The organism is Nocardia sp. NPDC004151, assembly GCF_042874235.1.
Classification (GTDB): Bacteria; Actinomycetota; Actinomycetes; order Mycobacteriales; family Mycobacteriaceae; genus Nocardia.
Map to the genome: position 1 here is coordinate 137,882 of NZ_JBIAMR010000004.1, position 18,369 is coordinate 156,250.

15 protein-coding genes are annotated in these 18,369 nt (G+C 69.4%); 5 read left to right on the forward strand and 10 right to left on the reverse strand.

Annotated features, from left to right (window positions below; translation table 11 throughout):
* Positions 1-44: 44 nt before the first annotated feature.
* The 7 genes from ACFYTS_RS11435 to ACFYTS_RS11465 all read right to left on the reverse strand — a co-directional run bounded on the left by ACFYTS_RS11435 (position 45) and on the right by ACFYTS_RS11465 (position 9,501).
* Positions 45-1,493 (reverse strand): amidase, encoded by a 1,449-nt coding sequence (locus ACFYTS_RS11435; RefSeq protein ID WP_387303127.1) that lies wholly within the window; start codon positions 1,491-1,493, stop codon positions 45-47.
* Positions 1,490-2,491, reverse strand: a complete 1,002-nt coding sequence (locus ACFYTS_RS11440; RefSeq protein WP_387303130.1) for a 1-aminocyclopropane-1-carboxylate deaminase/D-cysteine desulfhydrase — start codon at positions 2,489-2,491, stop codon at positions 1,490-1,492. The genes ACFYTS_RS11435 and ACFYTS_RS11440 overlap by 4 nt, the downstream gene beginning before the upstream one ends.
* A complete protein-coding gene (locus ACFYTS_RS11445; protein WP_387303133.1) occupies positions 2,488-3,789 on the reverse strand; it encodes a D-arabinono-1,4-lactone oxidase in 1,302 nt (433 codons plus the stop codon). The genes ACFYTS_RS11440 and ACFYTS_RS11445 overlap by 4 nt, the downstream gene beginning before the upstream one ends.
* Positions 3,790-3,869: 80 nt before the next feature.
* Positions 3,870-4,823, reverse strand: a complete 954-nt coding sequence (locus ACFYTS_RS11450; protein WP_387303136.1) for a LysR family transcriptional regulator — start codon at positions 4,821-4,823, stop codon at positions 3,870-3,872.
* Between the two features lie 39 nt (positions 4,824-4,862).
* The gene (locus tag ACFYTS_RS11455; protein WP_387303139.1) at positions 4,863-6,962 is read right to left on the reverse strand and encodes a glycogen debranching N-terminal domain-containing protein; all 2,100 of its coding nucleotides are present in this window, start codon (positions 6,960-6,962) and stop codon (positions 4,863-4,865) included.
* On the reverse strand, positions 6,959-8,077 hold the full coding sequence (locus tag ACFYTS_RS11460; RefSeq protein ID WP_387303142.1) for a glycosyltransferase family 4 protein: 1,119 nt from the start codon (positions 8,075-8,077) through the stop codon (positions 6,959-6,961). The genes ACFYTS_RS11455 and ACFYTS_RS11460 overlap by 4 nt, the downstream gene beginning before the upstream one ends.
* 347 nt (positions 8,078-8,424) lie before the next feature.
* Positions 8,425-9,501, reverse strand: a complete 1,077-nt coding sequence (locus tag ACFYTS_RS11465; RefSeq protein ID WP_387303145.1) for a hypothetical protein — start codon at positions 9,499-9,501, stop codon at positions 8,425-8,427.
* A gap of 157 nt (positions 9,502-9,658) precedes the next feature.
* Between ACFYTS_RS11465 and ACFYTS_RS11470 the strand changes: the two genes are divergently transcribed.
* Complete coding sequence (locus ACFYTS_RS11470) at positions 9,659-10,855, forward strand: lipase family protein (RefSeq protein ID WP_357276332.1); 1,197 nt, start codon at positions 9,659-9,661, stop codon at positions 10,853-10,855.
* Between the two features lie 166 nt (positions 10,856-11,021).
* On the forward strand, positions 11,022-11,996 hold the full coding sequence (locus tag ACFYTS_RS11475; protein WP_387303149.1) for an alpha/beta hydrolase: 975 nt from the start codon (positions 11,022-11,024) through the stop codon (positions 11,994-11,996).
* Positions 11,997-12,006: 10 nt separating this feature from the next.
* Here ACFYTS_RS11475 and ACFYTS_RS11480 read toward each other — a convergent pair whose 3' ends face one another.
* Entirely contained in the window at positions 12,007-12,990 is a 984-nt protein-coding gene (locus ACFYTS_RS11480; RefSeq protein WP_387303797.1) for an RNA polymerase subunit sigma-70, read from the reverse strand.
* A 145-nt stretch (positions 12,991-13,135) separates the two neighbouring features.
* On the reverse strand, positions 13,136-14,140 hold the full coding sequence (locus ACFYTS_RS11485) for a zinc-binding dehydrogenase (protein ID WP_387303152.1): 1,005 nt from the start codon (positions 14,138-14,140) through the stop codon (positions 13,136-13,138).
* Positions 14,141-14,357: 217 nt separating this feature from the next.
* Between ACFYTS_RS11485 and ACFYTS_RS11490 the strand changes: the two genes are divergently transcribed.
* Positions 14,358-15,494 (forward strand): hypothetical protein, encoded by a 1,137-nt coding sequence (locus tag ACFYTS_RS11490; RefSeq protein ID WP_387303155.1) that lies wholly within the window; start codon positions 14,358-14,360, stop codon positions 15,492-15,494.
* Positions 15,495-15,618: 124 nt separating this feature from the next.
* Here ACFYTS_RS11490 and ACFYTS_RS11495 read toward each other — a convergent pair whose 3' ends face one another.
* Positions 15,619-16,749, reverse strand: a complete 1,131-nt coding sequence (locus ACFYTS_RS11495; protein ID WP_387303158.1) for a glycosyltransferase — start codon at positions 16,747-16,749, stop codon at positions 15,619-15,621.
* A 301-nt stretch (positions 16,750-17,050) separates the two neighbouring features.
* On the opposite strand from ACFYTS_RS11495, the gene ACFYTS_RS11500 reads away from it, so the two are divergent.
* Positions 17,051-17,272, forward strand: a complete 222-nt coding sequence (locus tag ACFYTS_RS11500; RefSeq protein WP_357276316.1) for a hypothetical protein — start codon at positions 17,051-17,053, stop codon at positions 17,270-17,272.
* Between the two features lie 4 nt (positions 17,273-17,276).
* Positions 17,277-18,353, forward strand: coding sequence for a hypothetical protein (locus ACFYTS_RS11505; RefSeq protein ID WP_387303162.1), 1,077 nt, complete (start codon positions 17,277-17,279; stop codon positions 18,351-18,353).
* Positions 18,354-18,369 lie beyond the last annotated feature (16 nt).

Consider the following 18,369-nt stretch of genomic DNA (forward strand, 5'->3'; position numbering starts at 1 on the left):
GCCCTCCCACCGAGTGGGAGGGCTCTTCTCGTGTCGCACCGAAGCTATCGGCGCAGCCACCACGGATCCGGACGCACTCGGTCCCAGCGGAGCTCGGATTCCAGTTGCGCCGCCGTCGAAATCAACAGGGGCTCGGAATTCGCCGGTCCCAGGAGCTGGGCGCCGATCGGCAGTCCCGCGTCGGTGAATCCAGCGGGTACGTTCACGGCCGGCCAGCCCAGCACATTCCAGGTCCAGGCGTAAGGGCAGCTACCGGCGATCAGGTGATCGGTGGCGAAGCTGCCCAGTCCGTCGGGGGAATGTACCGGGAGCGGCGGGGTGGCGGTGGTGGGCGCGAGTACCAGGTCGAATTCGCCGAACATCGCCCCGATCCGCCGGTGCAGTAGTGGTTCCGCTCGGCGGGCGGCGGTGAGTGGCGGTCCCGCCAGCAGCCGCCCGGTGCGGACATTGGCCAGGGTGCGGCGGTCGACCCGGACCGATGGGGGCATCCGTTCGTGCCAGGCCGCCACTCCGGCCAGTGAACGCGGGAGGAAGGCTGCGGTCAGCAGCGTGCTGTAGGGCAGGTCGGCCTCGACCACCGCGTGGCCCGTGGCGCGCAGCCGGGACGCGATGCGTTGTGTCGCGGCGTGGATCTCGGGATCGAGCCGCGTCGGGAACCCGGTGAAGGGTGCGCGCAGCGATACCGCGACACGCAATCTGCCGGGGTCACTGCCCACTGCGTCTACGGCGCGGATCGCGGGCGGGCGATGCAGCTCATCCGGGTGGTTGCCGACGCACGCGTCGAGCAGCAGCGCGGCGTCGGCCACCGTGCGGGCCAGTGGGCCGTTCACCGTCAGACCGTTGAACGCCTCCGGTTCCGGCCAGGTCGACACCCGCCCGCGCTGCGGCTTGATACCCACCAGATTCGTCCAGGCCGAGGGGATCCGGATCGAGCCTGCGCCGTCCGAGCCCAGCGCCGCGGGCACCAGTCCGGCCGCGACGGCCGCGGCGCTGCCACCCGAAGATCCGCCTGGGGTGTGCCCGGCACTCCACGGATTGCGGGTGTGCCCGAACGCGTCGCCGCTGGTGAACGGATATTGGCCCAGTTCACAGGTATTCGTCTTGCCGACGACGATCGCACCGGCGGCGCGGAGCCGCCGGACCGCCTCGGCGTCGGCGGTGGCGGGCGGGTGCTCGCCACCGCAGCCGAATGCGGTTGGCTCGCCGGCGATATCGGTGTCGTCCTTGACCGCGATCGGCACCCCCAGCAACGGTAGCCTCTCCCCGGCAGCGATCCGCGCGTCCGCAGCCGCGGCCTCGACGAGCGCGCGGTCGCGTCGGACCAGCCGGAAGGCGTTGAGTCCGGGCTGGGCCGCGTCGATGCGATCGAGGGCCGCGGTGACCGCCGCGACCGCACTGACGTGCCCGTCTGCGATGGCCCGTGCGAGCTCGCCGAGCCCTAGTTCTGTTGTCTCCATGGGTGTTTCCTCGTTCTGATCACGCGAACCGGTCATCGCGGACCGTCTGTGTGCAGGTAGACGATCGGCCCGTGGTTCAGCGCACCGCGCCGGTCGAGGTCCAGTACCGCCGCCATGGCTTTGGCGGTGTACACCGGCTCGAGCTCGAGCCCGGCGCGGTCGTGGGCCAGTTGCTGGGCGAGCCGGCCGGGTTCGGTGGCATGGCCGTAACCGGCACCGAGTTGATCGCGCACCAGCAGCAGGCGATCCGGGGTGAGCGCCGACTCGGGCAGCCGTGCGCCGCGCTCCCGCAGCAGGCGTTCGGTGCGCCGGGCCAAGCGCAGCAGACCCGGCTCGTCCAGACGCAGTTTGTCATTGACCACCACGCCCACCACCCGCGTTCGCAGGCCGGCCATGGCCAGGCCCAAGGCAAGCCCGGCGGCCGTGCCGCCGGATCCGACGGCGGTGACGATGTGCGATGGTTCGGGCATCGTTCCGTCCGCGACCTGGGCGGCGAGTTCCAGCGCTACCTCGACATACCCGAGCAGCCCGACCCGCGACGATCCGCCCGCGGGCAGAAAATAGGGCGGGGTCGTCCCGCTGCTGTGGCGGGCCAGCAGCCACGGCAGGCTCAGCGCGGTGCGGGCCACGGTGTGCGTGAAATGTACTGTGGCGCCGGAGTTCCGGATCCGTTCCAGTTGGGCGCGCACGTGTTCGTCCATCGGCTGGTCGACCAGCGCCAGCGCGGTGGCCAGCCCGTGGGCCCCGGCGTAGAGGGCGGTGGCCAGCCCCCAGTTGGTCCCCAACCCGCCGACGGTGAGGATGGTGCGCCGGCCCCGGCGCAGCGCGTCGGGCAGGAGCCATTCGAGTTTGCGGACCTTGTTGCCGCCCCAGCCGCCGTCGCCGAACACGCCCTCGTCCTTGATCCAGATCTCGGTGTCGGACGCCGGGAGCAACGGAAGTTGGCGCAGCGGGGTCGGGGCCGTGCCCAGGGCCAGGTGCGGCAGGGCGTCACTCAGGGGCGGGTAGTACTGGTGGAGTAGTGGCACGCTCATTCCCCCAATACGCGCGAGACGTAGGCGTTGGTGAAACGCCGCTGCGGGTCGAGCCGGTCGCGTACCGCCGCGAATCGATCCCAGTGCGGGTATTCGGGAGCCAGGTCGACGGCGGTGCGGAAGTGCCGCTTCCCCCAATGCGGCCGCCCGCCGTAGCCGATCATGAGGTCCTCGACGGCGCGGAAGTACGGTTCCCACTCCATCTTCTCGAACTGATGCACTGCGATATAGCAGCTGGGCCGTTCGCCGGCGGGGCTGAGGAAAGCGTCGTCGGGCGCCACGAACCGCACTTCGATCGGCACCGGGACATCGAATCGCGACTCCTCTGCCAATGCCAGCACGCGCCGCACCGCGTCCGCGGCGTGCTCACGCGGAATGGCGTACTCCATCTCGGTGATCGGTACGCGGCGAGGTGTGGCGAAGACCCGATAGGAGCGATCGACGGTGCGCGTGGTGCCCGACAGCTTGCTGCACAGTCGATTCAGGGCCGGAATCCATCGCGGCCGGGCGCGACCCATGCGGCACACCGCCCAGAAGGCGTAGTTGGTGAGCAGTTCCTCGTGAATCCACTCGGCGGACTTCGTACGCGGCCGCGGCGGCTCGGTGGTCCGGTTCCAGGTCTTGGTCATCACCAGGGGGCTGTGCGCGAAGGCGAAGAACCCGAAATGATCATTGCCATCGGCCAGTTCGTCGATCCCGTCCAGCACGTCGGCACGCGAGGCGAGCGTGTCCACGCCCGAGAGCGTGAACGCCGGCACCGCCTGCAGGGTGACCGCGCTGACCACGCCGAGCGCGCCCAGGCTCACCCGTGCGGCCCGATAGGCCTGCGGATCATGGTCGGCGTCGACTTCGACCCGGCTGCCGTCGGCGAGCGTCAGCTCGATCGAGCGCAGGCTCGCCGACAGATTCGGCAGGCCGATGCCCGCGCCGTGCGTGCCCGTCGCGGTGGCGCCCGCGATCGACTGCACATCGATGTCGCCGAGGTTCGCGAAGGCGAGTCCGTGGTCCCACATCGCCGCGCTCAACGCGCCCAAGGAGATTCCAGCCTCGCACCGCACCAGCCCGGAGCCGCGGTCGACATCGAGCACCCGGTTCATCCGGTTCAAGGTGATGAGGGTGCCGTCGGTGAGCACCGCGTCGTTGAACGAATGCCCCGACCCCGCCACACGTACGATATCGCCGCGCTTGTCGGCGCGTTCCAGCGCCGCGCTCAATTCCGCCGCGGTGCCCGGGTTTTCGATGGCACGCGGGCGACACACCTGATCGCCCGCGAAGTTCCGCCACATGGATCGACTCATGCGGGCAAACGCTATTGCTCCCGGTCGGCGCCGCGGAAACACTCAAAACCCGCTGAACGACAAAACCGGGTTGTGAATCCTCAGCCGAGCATCGCGGGCGGGGTGCGGTCGGTGAAGTCCGGTTCGGCCAATGCCCGCACCAGATCGGGCCGATCGTCACGCACCGTCCGCGCCAGGTCCACGAACGATCGCACCAATGCCGAGGCCCGGCCGCGCCGCCAGGCCACCGCCACCCGGCTGGGCGCGGCGTCGGTGATCGGCACCAGTGTCACGCCGGGGAAGGTCAGCCAGCGGCACGCGGCGGCGGTGACCACGAACCCGACACCGGTCATCACCTTGTGCATCTCCTCGAGCAGGGTGGTGGAGCGCGACACCACCGGCGCGGGACGTCCGGCACGGTGGGATTCGAGTTCCCAGAACCCGTTCCAGGTCCGGTCGGCGCAGGCCGACCCGAGAATCGGTTCGTCCAGCAGATCGCTGACCGAGACCAGGCTCCGGGCCGCGAGCCGATGCCCGGACGACAGCGCCGCGACCACGGGCTCGCTGAACAGCGGCTCGATGTCGATATCGGGCGTCGATATCGGCAGCCGGACCAAGGCGATGTCTGCGGTGCCGTCGCCGAGCCCGGCCGAGGGATCGTCGTAGCCGAACTGCCGCAATTCCAGCTGCACTCCCGGATGCCGCCGGCGGAAAGCCGAGAGGATGGGATCGGTGAGGGTCAACGCCGCGCCCTCCAGGAACCCCAAGGTCAGCCGCTCGTGTTCACTGGCTTGAATCGTGCGCGCCCGTTCCACCGCGGCGTCCGCCGCGGCCAGCAGGGCCCGCGCGTCGGCGAGGAACGCTCTCCCGGCCGCGGTCAACTCGACGCTGCGCGTGCTGCGCACGAACAGCATCACCCCCGCGGCCTGCTCGAGCTGCTTGATCTGAGCGCTCAGGGCCTGCTGCGCGATGTGCAGGCGGTGGGCCGCGCGGGTGAAGTTCAGTTCCTCGGCCACCGCCACGAAATAGCGCAGGTGTCGCATGTGCAGGTCCACCGGGAGAGTGTAGGCACTGCCCGGCGGGCTCGCCTTCCGCTATTTCCGGTTCAGCTGCCAGTCCGGCGGCAGGCCCTCGACGCGCGCGTCCATGCCGCAGGCCTCGATGGTGATCGTGGCCGGTCCCAGCCGCAGATCCGTCAGCCGGACCGTGCCCGCGCGATCGGGCAGGCGGGGCGCGATGGTCAGGCTGCGGTTCGGGACGTCGGGCGCGAGGCCCAGGAACGAGCGCATGAGCAGCAGCGGCGCCGCGCTCGCCCACGCCTGCGGCGAGCAGGAGGTGGGATAGGGCACCGGGGAACGGAATTCGTCGCGCGCGAAGCCGCAGAACAGCTCCGGCGGGCGGGCGCCGAACTCCTGGATGGCCTCGAGCAGCCCGCTCGCCAGTTTCACGCTCAGGTCGACCGCGCCGGGGATGTGGCCATAGCGCATGAGACCGGCCACCGCGATGGCCGTATCGTGCGGCCACACCGAACCGGTGTGGTAGCCCATGGGGTTGAACCGGCGCGCGGTGGAAGACAGTGTGCGCAATCCGAATCCGCTGTTCAGGTCGGCCGCGCCGAGCCGCTCGATCAGTTCGGCGGCGCGCTCGTCGGGCACGATGCCGGTCCACAGGCAGTGACCGGGGTTGCTGGATCCGACGTCGACCGGCTGCTTCGCGCCGTCGAGGGCCATCGCGTAGCAGCCGCTCTTCGGCATCCAGAAGGCTTCGTCGAACCGGGCTTTCAGGTCGGCGGCCTGCGCGCGCAGTCGTTCGGCGAGGGGGTGGTCGCCGGACTCGTCGGCCAGTTCCGCGCGGCCGATGCGGGCGGCGTAGACGTAGCCCTGCACCTCGCACAGCGCGATGGGCGGGTCGGCGAGGCGGCCGTCGGCGAAGCTGATGGCGTCCCAGCTGTCCTTCCACCCCTGGTTGGCCAGACCGCGGTCGGTCTTGCGCCGGTACTCGACGAATCCGTCGCCGTCGAGGTCGGCGTCGGTGTCGATCCACCCCAGCGCCGCGTCGGCGGCCGGGATCAGTTCGCGCACGGCCGCGTCACCGACGCCCCAGCGATGGCATTCGGCCAGCAGCATCACGAACAGCGGGCTGGCGTCGGCGGTGCCGTAGTAGACGGTGCCGCCGAGCACCCGATCACTGCCGGGCCCGTACCGCCGTTCGTGCATGATGCGGCCGGGTTCCTCCTCGGTGATCGGATTGGTCTCGGTGCCTTGCAGTTTCGCCAGCTGGCGCAGCGTGCCCACGGCCAGGTCCGAATCCAGCAGCAGCGCCATCCAAGAGGTGAGCAGGCTGTCGCGGCCGAACAACGCCATGAACCAGGGCGCGCCGGCGGCCACATAGGAGGTGCCGTCGGCGGGGTCGTCCAGGCGCAGCGCGCCCAGGTCGGTCTCGGTGCGCTGCAGGATGGTGTTGAGGCCCGCGCCGCTGGCGGTGAGCGTGGTGGTGCTTGCGCGCCAGCGTCGGATCTTGTGTTCGGGACCGTCCTCGTCGCCGTCGTCGAAGTTCATCGGGACGGCCCGATGGTCATCGATGGGCTGGCAGTGCACCACCGTCTGCCAGTTGCTGTGCGCGGGGATCAGGATCCGCCAGGTCATCGACCCGGATTGGATCTCGGGCTCCTCGGTCGCGGTGATGACCACGCCGCGGCCCTGCTGACCGCGGTCGGTGATGCGCAGGGCGTGGTCGGTGGCTGTGGTTTCACCGCCGCCACCGCCGACGCGGCCCTCCTTGACCGCGAACAGGTCGGCGAAATCGGCCTCGGCGTCGAGGACGATCGTCAGCGCGGTGTCCTCGTCGCCGAGGTTGAGCACGCTGATGATCTCCTGCATGCCCTCGCCGACGATGCGACGGCGCTGGATCAGCACCGTCGCATCGGCCACCCCGTGCGGTGGCGGTTTGCGCGCCACGAATCGGGCCTGGAACGGCTCGCGCACGACCACCGAAAGCTGTTCCGGTGGAAGACCGTCCACGCGCAGCTCCCAGCGGGTGAGGATGCGCGTGTCCCGGTAGTACAAGCCGTGCGCGGTGCCCGGGTGGATATCGCCGAGCTGGTCGGACAGGCTGAAGGTGCCGGCCTCGACGAGGGTGACGACGCCCGCGCCACCCTCGATGAGCACCGGCGGACCGGCATTGAAAACACTCACGCGCGACCACCCGGCACCTGGGTGCTGAGGATCCGCGAGTCACCGGGCAGCCGCACCCGGACCGAGCCGGCGATCGTGCGGGACTTCGCCAGTTCGATCGCCTTGCGGTAGGCCGCTTCGTAGCCTTGCGCGAACAGCCCGGTGGAGAACAGTCTCTCGACCCGTTCCCGGCAGGCGTACGGATCGATCTCATGGGCGCGTGCGATCGCGCCGGGCAGTTCGTCCGGATCGTCGAGGACGAATCCGGTCACGCCGTGTTCGACGACCTCTTCCACCGCGCCGCCGCGCAGTGCGATCACCGGGGTGCCACAGACCATGGCTTCGATCATGACAATCCCGAAGGGTTCTTCCCACCGAATCGGGAACAAAAGGCAGCGCGCCCCGGCCAGCAGCTGGCGTTTCGCGGTGGCGTCCGCCTCGCCGAAGACATCGTCGGACTCGGTGAGCCGCGGCGTGATGTACTCGGCGAAGAACTCGTGCTCGGGCGGCTCGTTCAACTTGCCCGCCAGCACCAGCCGCACGCCCGCGGCATGCGCGGCGTCGAGCGCGAGGTGCGGCCCCTTGTACGGGGCATAGCGGCCCAGGAACAGCGCGTAGTCGAGCTTCTCGGTGCGGAACGGCCACTCCGAGGGGCGAATCGCATTGTGCACACGCCCGATCCAGTTCAGGTCCGGCGCCAGCTCACGTTGCCGGTCGCTGATCGCCACCAGCTTCACACAGCGGTCCAGGGATCGGTAGTACTCGTCCATCTGGGCGTCGACCGGGCCGTGCACGGTGACGACGGTGGGGATCCCGAGCATCTTGTACGCGGGCGCGTTCCCCGGACCGGCGAAGGTGTGGTCGTGAATGATGTCGATCGGGTCCGATGCGTGCAGCGACTCGATGATCTGCCAGGCCTTCATGGCGTTGACGATCTCGGGGTACGGCTCACCCAAGCGCTTGGTCTGGACCTCGTCCCAGACCCGCACGAAGTCCGCCTTCGTCCCGGCCCGGCCCGCGCCGAGCAGGGTGACGCGGTGGCCCTGATCGACCAGCTCGTCGGCCAGGCTCGCGACGACCGCCTCGATGCCGCCGTAGCCGACCGGCGGAATGTCGAAATAGGGGGGAGCGACCATAACGATATGCAGCGATCGGTTCCGCGAATTCTTCGCACCGTGTACGGCGGAATTGTCGGTCTGAACCTGCAGAAAGTCGAAAGCGTTCCCGAGCGGCGCATCGTAAGAAAGGTTGTTCCTCATTTCCAAACTCCTCGTTGTGAGTTGAACTGAGTCAAACCGTCGTATACGGTGCCACGAACTCCGCTGGTCGGCAAGAAGTTCAGGGTGTCGCAATTCAAAAGTTACGGCAATGTTCTGTCAACCGGACTTACGAGTATTCCGAGCGGTCCGCCGTCAATGAAACATATTCGAATCTTTACTTATTCGCCCAGGTCGGCAATTATTCGCCCAGGTCGGAGGCGTTTTCATCGGGTGCGCAGCCATAGCCTGGTGTGTTGGGCGTCGGTTCCGGCCACCAGCAGGCCCGCCGGCAGGGTGGTCATGCGCGCCGAATCGGCGGGCGCGGGGAGCGAGAACTGTTGCCAGTCGGTGCAATTCGAGGAGACCGACACCAGGCTGACGCGGTGGTCCAACGCGATGAGGGCCAGCATTCGCGAAGGCGTCGGAACCACCTGCTGGACTTCGACGTTCCGCGCGGCAGGCCCCGGCAGGGCCCCGGCATCAGGCGTGGGCCAGCACAGGACGTGCGGGTCGGCACCGACGGATTGCCCGAAGACCGTGCAGGTGGTCGCGCAGCCGATACCACTGGCGAGGGCATTCGCGCCGGGCAGTTCGAGGCGCTGCCATCGGCCACCATCGGGAGAGGTCCATTCCCATGGACGAATGATGCTGTCCCGCAGCGTTTCACCGACGATCGCGAAGCCTCGGGGACCGGTGCCGACGGCGGCCGCGCCGGTTTGTTCGCCGGGTGCGGACGACAGCGCGGGGTCGTCGGCGTGACGCTGCCAGTTCGCGCCGTCGGCCGATATCCAATAGGCGGCACCGTACCGGCCGGTCGGGCCGTCCCAGTCGCCCACCAGCAGGTCGGCGCCGCCGAGTGCGGCCGCGGCGCTGACGGCGACGGCGTGCGGGCCGCCGAACATCTCGAAGGCCTGCTCGTGTTCGGTCAGACCGTGGGCGTCGCCGCTCCAGATGCTCATCCGCGGATTGCTGTGCGCGCCACCGAAAGCCCTTCCGAGAACGACGGTGTGATCGCCCGTGCCCGCCGAAATCAGTTCCGCCCGTGCGCCGTACGGGGTTTCCGGGTGGACGGGGACCGCGGTCCAGTGGGTGCCGTCGGTGGTCGACCAGGCCGCGGGGGCTCGGACGTCGGCGGCGGGGATCGAGCCGAGGGCCAGCACGCCGCCGGGCGTGGGAGCGAAGGCGAGGATCCGCGCGCCGGGCTGGGGGAGCGGCAGTTCCCGCCACGGTGAGTCCGGGGTTCGGTCGACGCAGCCGATCACGAGGGTCAGCACCGCCACCAGGACGATTGACCACCTCATGGGGACAGGGTGCCAGAACCCGCCGGTCGCGGTGCGGTTCCGGGATTACGGCCCACGCGGGACCCGCCGCACCGAGCCAAATCCGGTGGTCCGGGCCGTTCCCGTGTGAGGATTCCTGGCCGTGGCAACTCGCCGGTCAACACAGATCCTGACACTGGTGGCGCTGGTTACGACCCTGCTGCCGCTACACGCGCACGCCGATCCGTTCTCGGAGTTGATCACCCCGAGCCATGACCTCGCGAGCGTGCTGCCGACCCCGCCCGCCGACCCGTTCTTCACGCCCCGACCCGGCTTCGAGAACACGCCGCCGGGCACCGTGCTGAGCGCGCGCCCGACCGGCGGCATGCTCTTCCCCGCCGACGCCTCAGAGCTGCTCGTGCGGTCCACCGACTCCCACAATGGTCCGGTCGCCATCACCACGACCCTGCTGATGCCGCGCAACCCATGGCCCGGGCCGGGGCCCAGGCCGCTGGTCTCCTACAACATTCCGATCTCGTCGATGGGGTATTCGTGCGCGCCCTCGACGGAGCTGAAGAAGGGGGTGTCCGCCGACATCGTCGCCATCTCGCTGCTGCTGGCCAAGAATTTCGCGGTGGTCGTTCCCGATCATCAGGGGCCGAAGCAGGCGTATGCGGCCGGGCTGATGGGTGGGCACGCGGTGCTCGATTCCATTCGCGCGGTGACCCACTCGACGTCGCTGGAGCTCGGCCCGGACACGCCGGTGGTGATGACGGGCTACTCCGGCGGTTCCATCGCGACCAGCTGGGCCGCGCAGCTCGCGTCGAGCTACGCGCCCGAGATTCGATTGGCGGGCATCATCATCGGGGGCGAACCCGCGGATTACGAAATGCTGATGCCGGTCATGAACGGCAACTGGGGTTCGGGGGTGATGCTGGCGGCCGCGCTCGGGCTGGCCCGGGAATACCCCGAACTACTGAGCATTCTGAACGACAACGGCTGGCGGATCGCCCACACGTTCCGCGACATCTGCATTTCGCAGGAGACCATGCTCGGGGTCATCGCGCCGCTGCGGGTCGAGGACCTGACCGTGGTCCCGGATCCGCTGAAACTGCCCATGGTGCAGCAGATTCTGAATGAGAACCGGCCCGGGAGAATAGCGCCTGCCGCGCCGGTCTACCTGTTCCACGGCGTCAACGAGATCTTCGTGCCGTACGCGGGCGCGAAGAAGCTTTTCGACGATTGGTGCGGGCTCGGCGCGCGGGTTCGGTTGCAACCGTTTCCCGGTGAGCACTTCGTCGCGGGCGCGCTCTCGATTCCGTTGACCACGAAATGGGTCGACGAGTTGCTCACCGGAGAGCTGGTGCCGCAGGGATGCACCGGGCCGGGCTACTGAGAAACGATGCGGGGCAGCGGTGATTTCGTGGTCTGTCCGACAGCCGGCGAGATCGGTGCGGCGTCGCTACCGCGGGATCACCTACGTTTCACTTAGCATTTGAGTAGCCCGCCCCGAGAGCTCCCATCGTTTCCGATTCAATGCCGCGCCTGATGAATGGACATCGATGAATGCCGATTTTCGTGCCGCCGCGGCCGCGATCGTCACCCTCGTCGCGATTCTGATCTCCGGCACCGGTGCGGCCCACGCCGAACCGTCCGGGGAATCGACCATTCTGAGCGCCACCGGCTCCGACCCCTCGCGCACCAGGATCTCGGTGTACTCCGCGGCCATGGACCGCGCGGTGACCGTCGACGTGCTGCATCCCGCCGATGATCAGCCGCGACCCTCGTACTACCTGCTCGACGGTGTCGATTCCGGTGCGATGGAGACGAATTGGACGCAGAAGACCGATGTCGTGTCGTTCTTCGCCGACAAACGGGTCAATGTGGTGCTCCCGGTGGGCGGTAAGGGGAGTTTCTATTCCGACTGGGAGCGGCCCGATCCCGTACTCGGCGGGGTGCAGATGTGGGAGACGTTCCTGACCCAGGAACTACCGCCATTGATCGATCAGCGGTTCCACGGCAGCGGGAGCAACGCGATCGCGGGGTTGTCGATGGGCGCGCTCTCGGCGGCGGCGCTCACCACCCGCTATCCGGCGCTGTATCGCGGATTCGCGGCGTTCAGCGGGTGCCTGGACACCATGAGCACCAATGCCAAACTCGCCATCCGGAATTCGGTGAGCTGGGTCGGCGGCAATCCGGAGAACATGTGGGGGCCCGACGGCGACCCCGACTGGGCGGCCCACGATCCGCTCACCAACGCTGCCGCGTTGCGCGGTAAAGCGGTGTATGTGTCGACCGGTAGCGGGACGCCGGGACCGGAATCGCTGACCGATCCGCTGATGCCGCAGGCGGTGACTTTCGGTGCGGTGCTGGAGTATCTGGTGCGCGGGTGCACCGAGTCGTTCCAGCGGCGGCTCGCCGAGATCGATATTCCGGCGACCTTCGTCTTCCATCCGCGCGGCACGCATTCCTGGCCGTATTGGCAGCAGGATCTGCACGATTCGTGGCCGCTGCTGGAGGCGGCGCTCGCGGAGTAGCGCGCTGTGGTCAGTCGGGGAGACGGTCCGCGCAGCCGAACAGGGCTACCAGCGTCGGGTCGTGGAACGCGACCACGCGCGAGACGCCGGAAGCGGTGGGGGACAACACGACCACCCCGCCCGCCCGGAGAACTCCGTCCGCACCGCGTCGGTAGAGGACAGCGGCGGGTTGTCCGTTGGCGGTGGTGGCGGTGAGGCGCCACTCGCCGGGCGCGTCCAGAACCTGCGCGTCGAGCATTCGAAGACAGTTCGCCAGCCCCGACTGCCAGTCGCGGAACGGGGTCGCCTCCAATGTGGCGTCGGTGCGCAGCACCTGTTCGAGCAGGCTCGCATCGGCGCGTTCGAAGGCCGCGATGTAGCCGTCGAGCAGCGCGCGAGCCCGTGGATCGGCGGGTTCGAGCAGTTGCGCGGGTTCGGGTTCGAGTTCGTGCAGGCGAGCGCGGGCTCGTTGCAGGCCGCTCTTGACCGCGGCCGTCGTGGTGCCGAGGATGGCGGCGGTCTCCGGTGCGGAGAAGGCCAGCACGTCGCGCAGTAGCAGGATCGCGCGCTGGCGGGCGGGCAGGTGCTGAAGGCTCGCGATGAGCGCCAGGCGCAGGGATTCCCGGGCCACCACCACCGTCGCCGGGTCGTCGGCGTCCGGGGCGATCCATTCGTCGGGGAACGGCTCCAGCCACGAGGCCTCACCCGGAGCAACCGGATTCGACCCATGCCCGGGACCGGGCGCTGGACCGTCCAGTCCTGAGGGCAGGACCCGGATCCTGCGTTGCCGCAAGGTGGTCAGGCAGACGTTGGTGGCGATGGTGTAGAGCCAGGAGCGGATGGAGGAGCGGCCCTCGAAGGACGGGTAGGCGCGCCAGGCTCGCAGGTAGGTGTCCTGCACCAGGTCCTCGGCATCGTGCGAGGAACCGACCAGCCGGTAGCAGTGCGCGAGCAGCTCGCGGCGGAACCGCTCGGTATCGGCGGCGAAGCGGTCCCGGTCGGCCGCCTGCCGCAGCTGCGCCGTCATGCCGTGAGTGTAGGGCGCGGGCGTGTCGTCGATCGATCGGTCATGGGCTGCTCCTCACACGGGCCGGTCCCGCGTGTCGGGACCCTCACCCATTGACGACCGCCGGGCCGCGGCAAAGGAATCGAATGCCTGGTCAGAGAACATCCGACCGGGGGAGCAGGGCCAGCTTGCCGACGGTGGCCCGGGCTTCCAGTTCGGCGAGCGCCGCGGAGCCGTCGGCCAGGTCGAAGGCGGTGCTCACGCCCGGCTTCAGCACCCCGGCGGCGATGAGCGCGAGCAGTTCGCCCATGATCTCGCCGAACAGCTGCGGGGCCGCGTGGATGAGAACGCCGATATTGAGTCCGATCAGCTGGATCTGATGCTTGTAGACCAAGTCCCAGTTGGTGACCGGCGCTTGCCCGCCCGCCAGGCCGAAGACCACCACGCGGCCGGTGACCCGCTTGGCTGCGGCCAGGCTGTGCTCGAAGGTGGATCCGCCCGCAGACTCCAGCACCAGATCCACACCCGCATCCCCGGTCAGCTGCTTGACTCGGACGGCTAGATCGGTTGCGCGCGAATCGAGTACGTGGTCCGCGCCCAACCCGAGCACGGTCTCGTGCTTGCCCGGTGAGGCCGTGCCGATGACCGTCGCGCCGTGATGCTTGGCCAGGATCGTCGCGGCCTGCCCGGTCGCGCCCGCGGCGGCGTGGATCAGCACGGTCTGTCCGGCGTCGAGGCCGCCGAGTTTCAGCGCGGCGAGCGCGGTTGGCATGTTCACCAGGAGACCCAGTGCGTGTTGGCAGGTCCAGCCGTCGGGGACCGGCACCGCCGCGGCAGCGGGTAGCAGCATGTAGTCGGCGAACGCGCCGTCGCCGACCCCGACCACCCGTGCGCCCAGTGCGGGACCGGTCACCGAATCGCCCAGTGCGACGACCTCTCCGGCTGCTTCGAAGCCCGCGATGTAGGGCGGCTGCGGACCGTCGCGGAACGTTCCGTGCGATTTCGACAGATCCGCGAAGTTGATTCCGGCGGCCGCCACGCGGATGAGTACCTGACCCGGGCCCGGTCGCGGCACCGGCGCGTCGGTGATCAGGGACATGTCCTGCGGGCCGTGCAGGGAGCGCTGGCGCAACGCGCGCATCGTGGCGGGAATGGTCATCGCTGGGGTCCTTCCGCGGTTCTCGACGGCTCCCGCATGGGGAGCATCCGGTTGTTCGGGTAGACCTCGGGCGCGGAGCAAAGGAATCGGTCGGGTGCGGCCGAGCCCTCCCGCCGAGGGCTACGCCGAGAGTGAAATGAGCACGCACGCGCGGTTTTTCGCGATGACAACCCCGTTTTTCGCGATGACAATGGGTCGCGGGCCGTTCGGTCCCCTGATGCTGTGGAGGCTGTGGGAGATGGAAGAGGTGCTGCTCACGCCGCCGGATGCCGCCGAGGTGCGGTTCCTGGCGCGGGGTGTGGTGAGTGCGGCGACCTGCGATCGAGGGCTCACGCCCTTGCAGGAGTTGCTGATTCCGGCGCTGTTCCTGTCGATGACGGGGCATCCGGTGGAGTTGGCCGAGGTGACGCCGATCGGGGCCGCGGAGTTCGCGGCGGGGATGGCGCTGCGCAATCGGATCTTCCGGGAGCGGATCGTGCAGACGATGCTGCTGTCTGCGCTGGTGGTGCGGCCGCTGCCCGCGGCGACCGGAAACCAGTTGCGGGAGTTCGCCGACGCGCTCGGCGTCGACGACGACATGATCGCGGTGGCCCAGCGCTATGCCGACGGCGCAGTGGATCTGGCCGCGGTCGATTTCACCCGCAATGGATATCTGGGCAATACGGACACGCTGCGGCTGGATGCCCTGCACACCGCGGGACTGGACAGTTCGTGGAGCGCGGTCACCGATGACGCGGGACTGGCCGGGCGCTGGGCCGAGTTGTGGGAGCTGCCGATCGGGACCCTGGGGCGCGGTGTCGCCGACTTCTACCGGGACCGCGGCTTCGTCACCCCGGGACTGCCCGGGTCCGCGCCGCCGCTGCTGGCCCAGCACGATTGGGTGCACGTGCTCGCCGGGTACGGCACCACCCTCGAGAACGAGATCGAGGTGTTCGCGTTCATGGCCCGCGCCAATGACGATCCGCGCGCTTTCAGCCTGCTGGCCATGGTGATCTCGCTGTTCGAGACGGGTTACCTGCGGGCGGGCGCGGGCCTGTTCGAGGCCGACGCCGGGCACCTGAGCACCTCAGGCATGGCCACCCGGCTCGGTGACGCCATGCGCCGGGGCGCGCTCACCCGCGGCAGCCACGACTTCCTCGACCTGGACTGGTTCGGCCTCGCCGACCGCCCGATCACGGTGGTGCGCGAGGAGATCGGCTTGGTCGCCAAGGACGGGTCGGCGGTGGCGGCGGGCTCGGCGGGGCCGTGGCAGCCCGGCGGAATCACGCCGTATCAGCTGAATTCGTCGAAGAACGCGGCCGCGGCGGACGGGCGGGAGTACCTGCCCTGGCAACCGGATCCGACCCGCGACTGACTGGTCCGACGCCGCGCTTCGGGCCGCTCGACCTGCCCGACAGGCAGTACGGATCGGTCCGCTGAGCTGACGGATCAGGTCGGGTTCGGATCGGTCCGTCGCGCCGGCTGTCCGTAGGACGCGGTCAGCTCGGGCCCAGCAGGTCGAGCATTCCCGAAACCGCTGCGGGCCAGGTGAATTGCTCGGCGCGGCTGCGGGCGGCGCGGCGACGCTCGGCGCGGGGACGGGCCAGGACGTCGGTGACGGCGGTGGCGAAGGCGCGCGGGTGATCGGCGGCCACCGCGCCCGCCTCGGCGGTCACGATGTCGGCCAGGGCCGAGGAGCGGCTCGCCACCACCGGGGTGCCCGCGGCCAGGGCCTCGAGCGCGGCCAGGCCGAAGGTCTCGTGCGGGCCCGGGGCCAGGGAGACGTCCGCGGTGGCCAGCAGGGTTGCCAGAGTGGTTCGGTCGTCGATGAATCCGGTGAAGTGGACGGTGGGCCGGCCGTCGGGCAGCGGCGGGATCATGCGGGCGCGGCGTTCCAGGGCGTCGCGGCGCGGTCCGTCGCCGGCCACCACCAGGCGCGCGTCCAGGCCGCCGCGGCGCAGGGCCCCGACCGCGGCGATGCTGCGGTCGACGCGCTTCTCGACCGAGAGACGACCGCAGTGGACCAGCAGCGGGTAGCCGTCCGCGCCGAGGTCGGTGCGCAGGCGGTGGTCGTGGCGATCGGGGCGGAACATGTCCAGATCCACGCCTAGCGGGACCAGTTCGACATTGGCGGCGTCGATGCGCTGGAACTCCTCGCGTGCGAACTCGGTCGTGCAGACGACAACGTCGTAGGTCTGCGCGGTGCGCCGGTTGGCGGCGTCGGCGGCGCGGCGCGCCAGCGGGCCGGGCAGCACCTGACCCAGCAGACGGTCGAGGCGCTCATGGGAGATCATGACGCCCGCGATATCGCGGCGGCGCGCCCAGCGGCCGAAGCCGCGCAGCGTCAACCGGTCCGACACTTCCAGCACGTCGGGCCGCAATCCGGTGAGGGTGTCGGCGACGCGGCGGGGATCTGCCGCGCGGTAGCCGCCGGTCCACGGAATCTCCGGTGCGGGCAGGGTGATTCGCAGGACTCCGGTGGCGAGCAACTCCTCGGCGCGCCGGGTGCCGGGCACCACCAGCGCCACCTCGTGTCCGGCGGCGGCGTAGCCCGCGCCGAGGTGATGCAGTGCGGTTCGCAACCCACCCGAGCGCGGCCCGTAGAAGTTCGCCAGCTGAACGATGCGCACGAGGCCGATCGTGCAGGGTACCGGGTTACCTTCGGCACCTCCGGCGCCAACATCACGTGAACACCCGCGAAAGACCCGGCCAACCGGGTGTGGTCGGCATCGTGCGTCCGCCCCGGACCGGGTCTCGCGGGCCGAGGAACCGCATCGCGGCCGCTCAGCGGGCGTCGAACTGCATGCGGCCGACCTCAATTGGCCGAATTCGTCGCCACACCGGTCTGGCGCACCGCCGACGATCTTGGTAGAGATTGGTACACGTACACACGGGGTGATCCGGATCATTCCGGGGGATGGGGATGAATCAATGGGCGCCAGAGACGAACTGGAGCGCGAACTGGGCGGGCCGCTGCCCGCGCTCGATCTGCTGAACGAGGCCGAGACAGCCGACCTGCTGGCGGTCTTCCAGCAGGCGCAGCGCACCGAGAACCTCGCCATGGTGGAGGCCGTCGACAAGACCGTCGGCGCGCTGCCGTGGCCCCTGCGCACGGCCGCCAAGAAGATCATGTTCGGCAACCGGCTCGGATGACGCGATGAGTGATCTGATCACCCGCGCGCAGATCGCCCTGCTGTCGCGGACCCTGCACGTGCCCGAGGCGACGCTGGCCCACCTCGAGAAGCTGGGCGCCGCCCACTTGCACGAACTGCAGGAACGCATGGCGAAGGTGATGTTCGCCGAGCACAACGCGACGTTCTCGCGGCTGTCGCTGCTGGTGCCCGTCATCCCGCTGTCCATCTCGATCCCGCTGATCCAGCGCATGGTGCCGCCGGTGATGGCCGGGCGCGCGGCGGGCGCGATCGGGGTCGACCATCCGAAGAAGGCCGCCGAGGCGGTGGCGCTGCTGGATCCGTCCTACGCCGCGCAGGCCGCGCCGTACATGGATCCGCACAGCGTGGGCCAACTCGCCGATATCGCCCCGGTCAAGCCGGTCATGCGAATCATCAACGAGCTGCTGCGGCGCGGGGACTACATCACCGCGGGACCGTTCCTGGCCTATGCCACACCGACATTGGTGCGCGCGGTCGAGGAGGACGTGCACGACGACGAAGGCATGATCCGGTCGGCGTCGTTCGCGTACTCCGGGGAGAACATCAGCGTCATCCTGCGCCACCTGCTCGCCGGCGAGGGCAAGCGCATTCCGAAACTGGTGGACACCATCCTCACCGGCTCCGAGGAGCTGCGGCTGGCCGCGCTGTCGGTCTTCGCGCGCTGCGACGACGATGTGATCCCGGCGATCGGCGACATCCTGTTCGATCAGGGTTCGCCCGAGCAGATCGCCGATCTGATCCGCACTTTCCGCGACGCGGGTGCCATCCCGGAGACGCTGCGGTTCGTCGCCGGACTGAGCCCCGAGGCCTTGAACCGGCTGGCCGCCAATCCCGTTGTGGCCGATCCCGCCACCCTCGCCGCGCTCACCGACGCGGTGGACGGTTCCACCGATCCCACGGCGTGGCGGGGCCTGCTGACCCTGGCCAACCGCACTGAACCGGCCGTGGCCGGCGAATTCGCCGCGGCGATCGCGCGATTCGATGCGGCCACGCTGGAGCGGGTCGCCGAGCTGGGATTGGGCGAGGAGTTGACCGCGCTCACCGCGCAGTCGACGAAGTAGCGCACCGCGGCGGTGC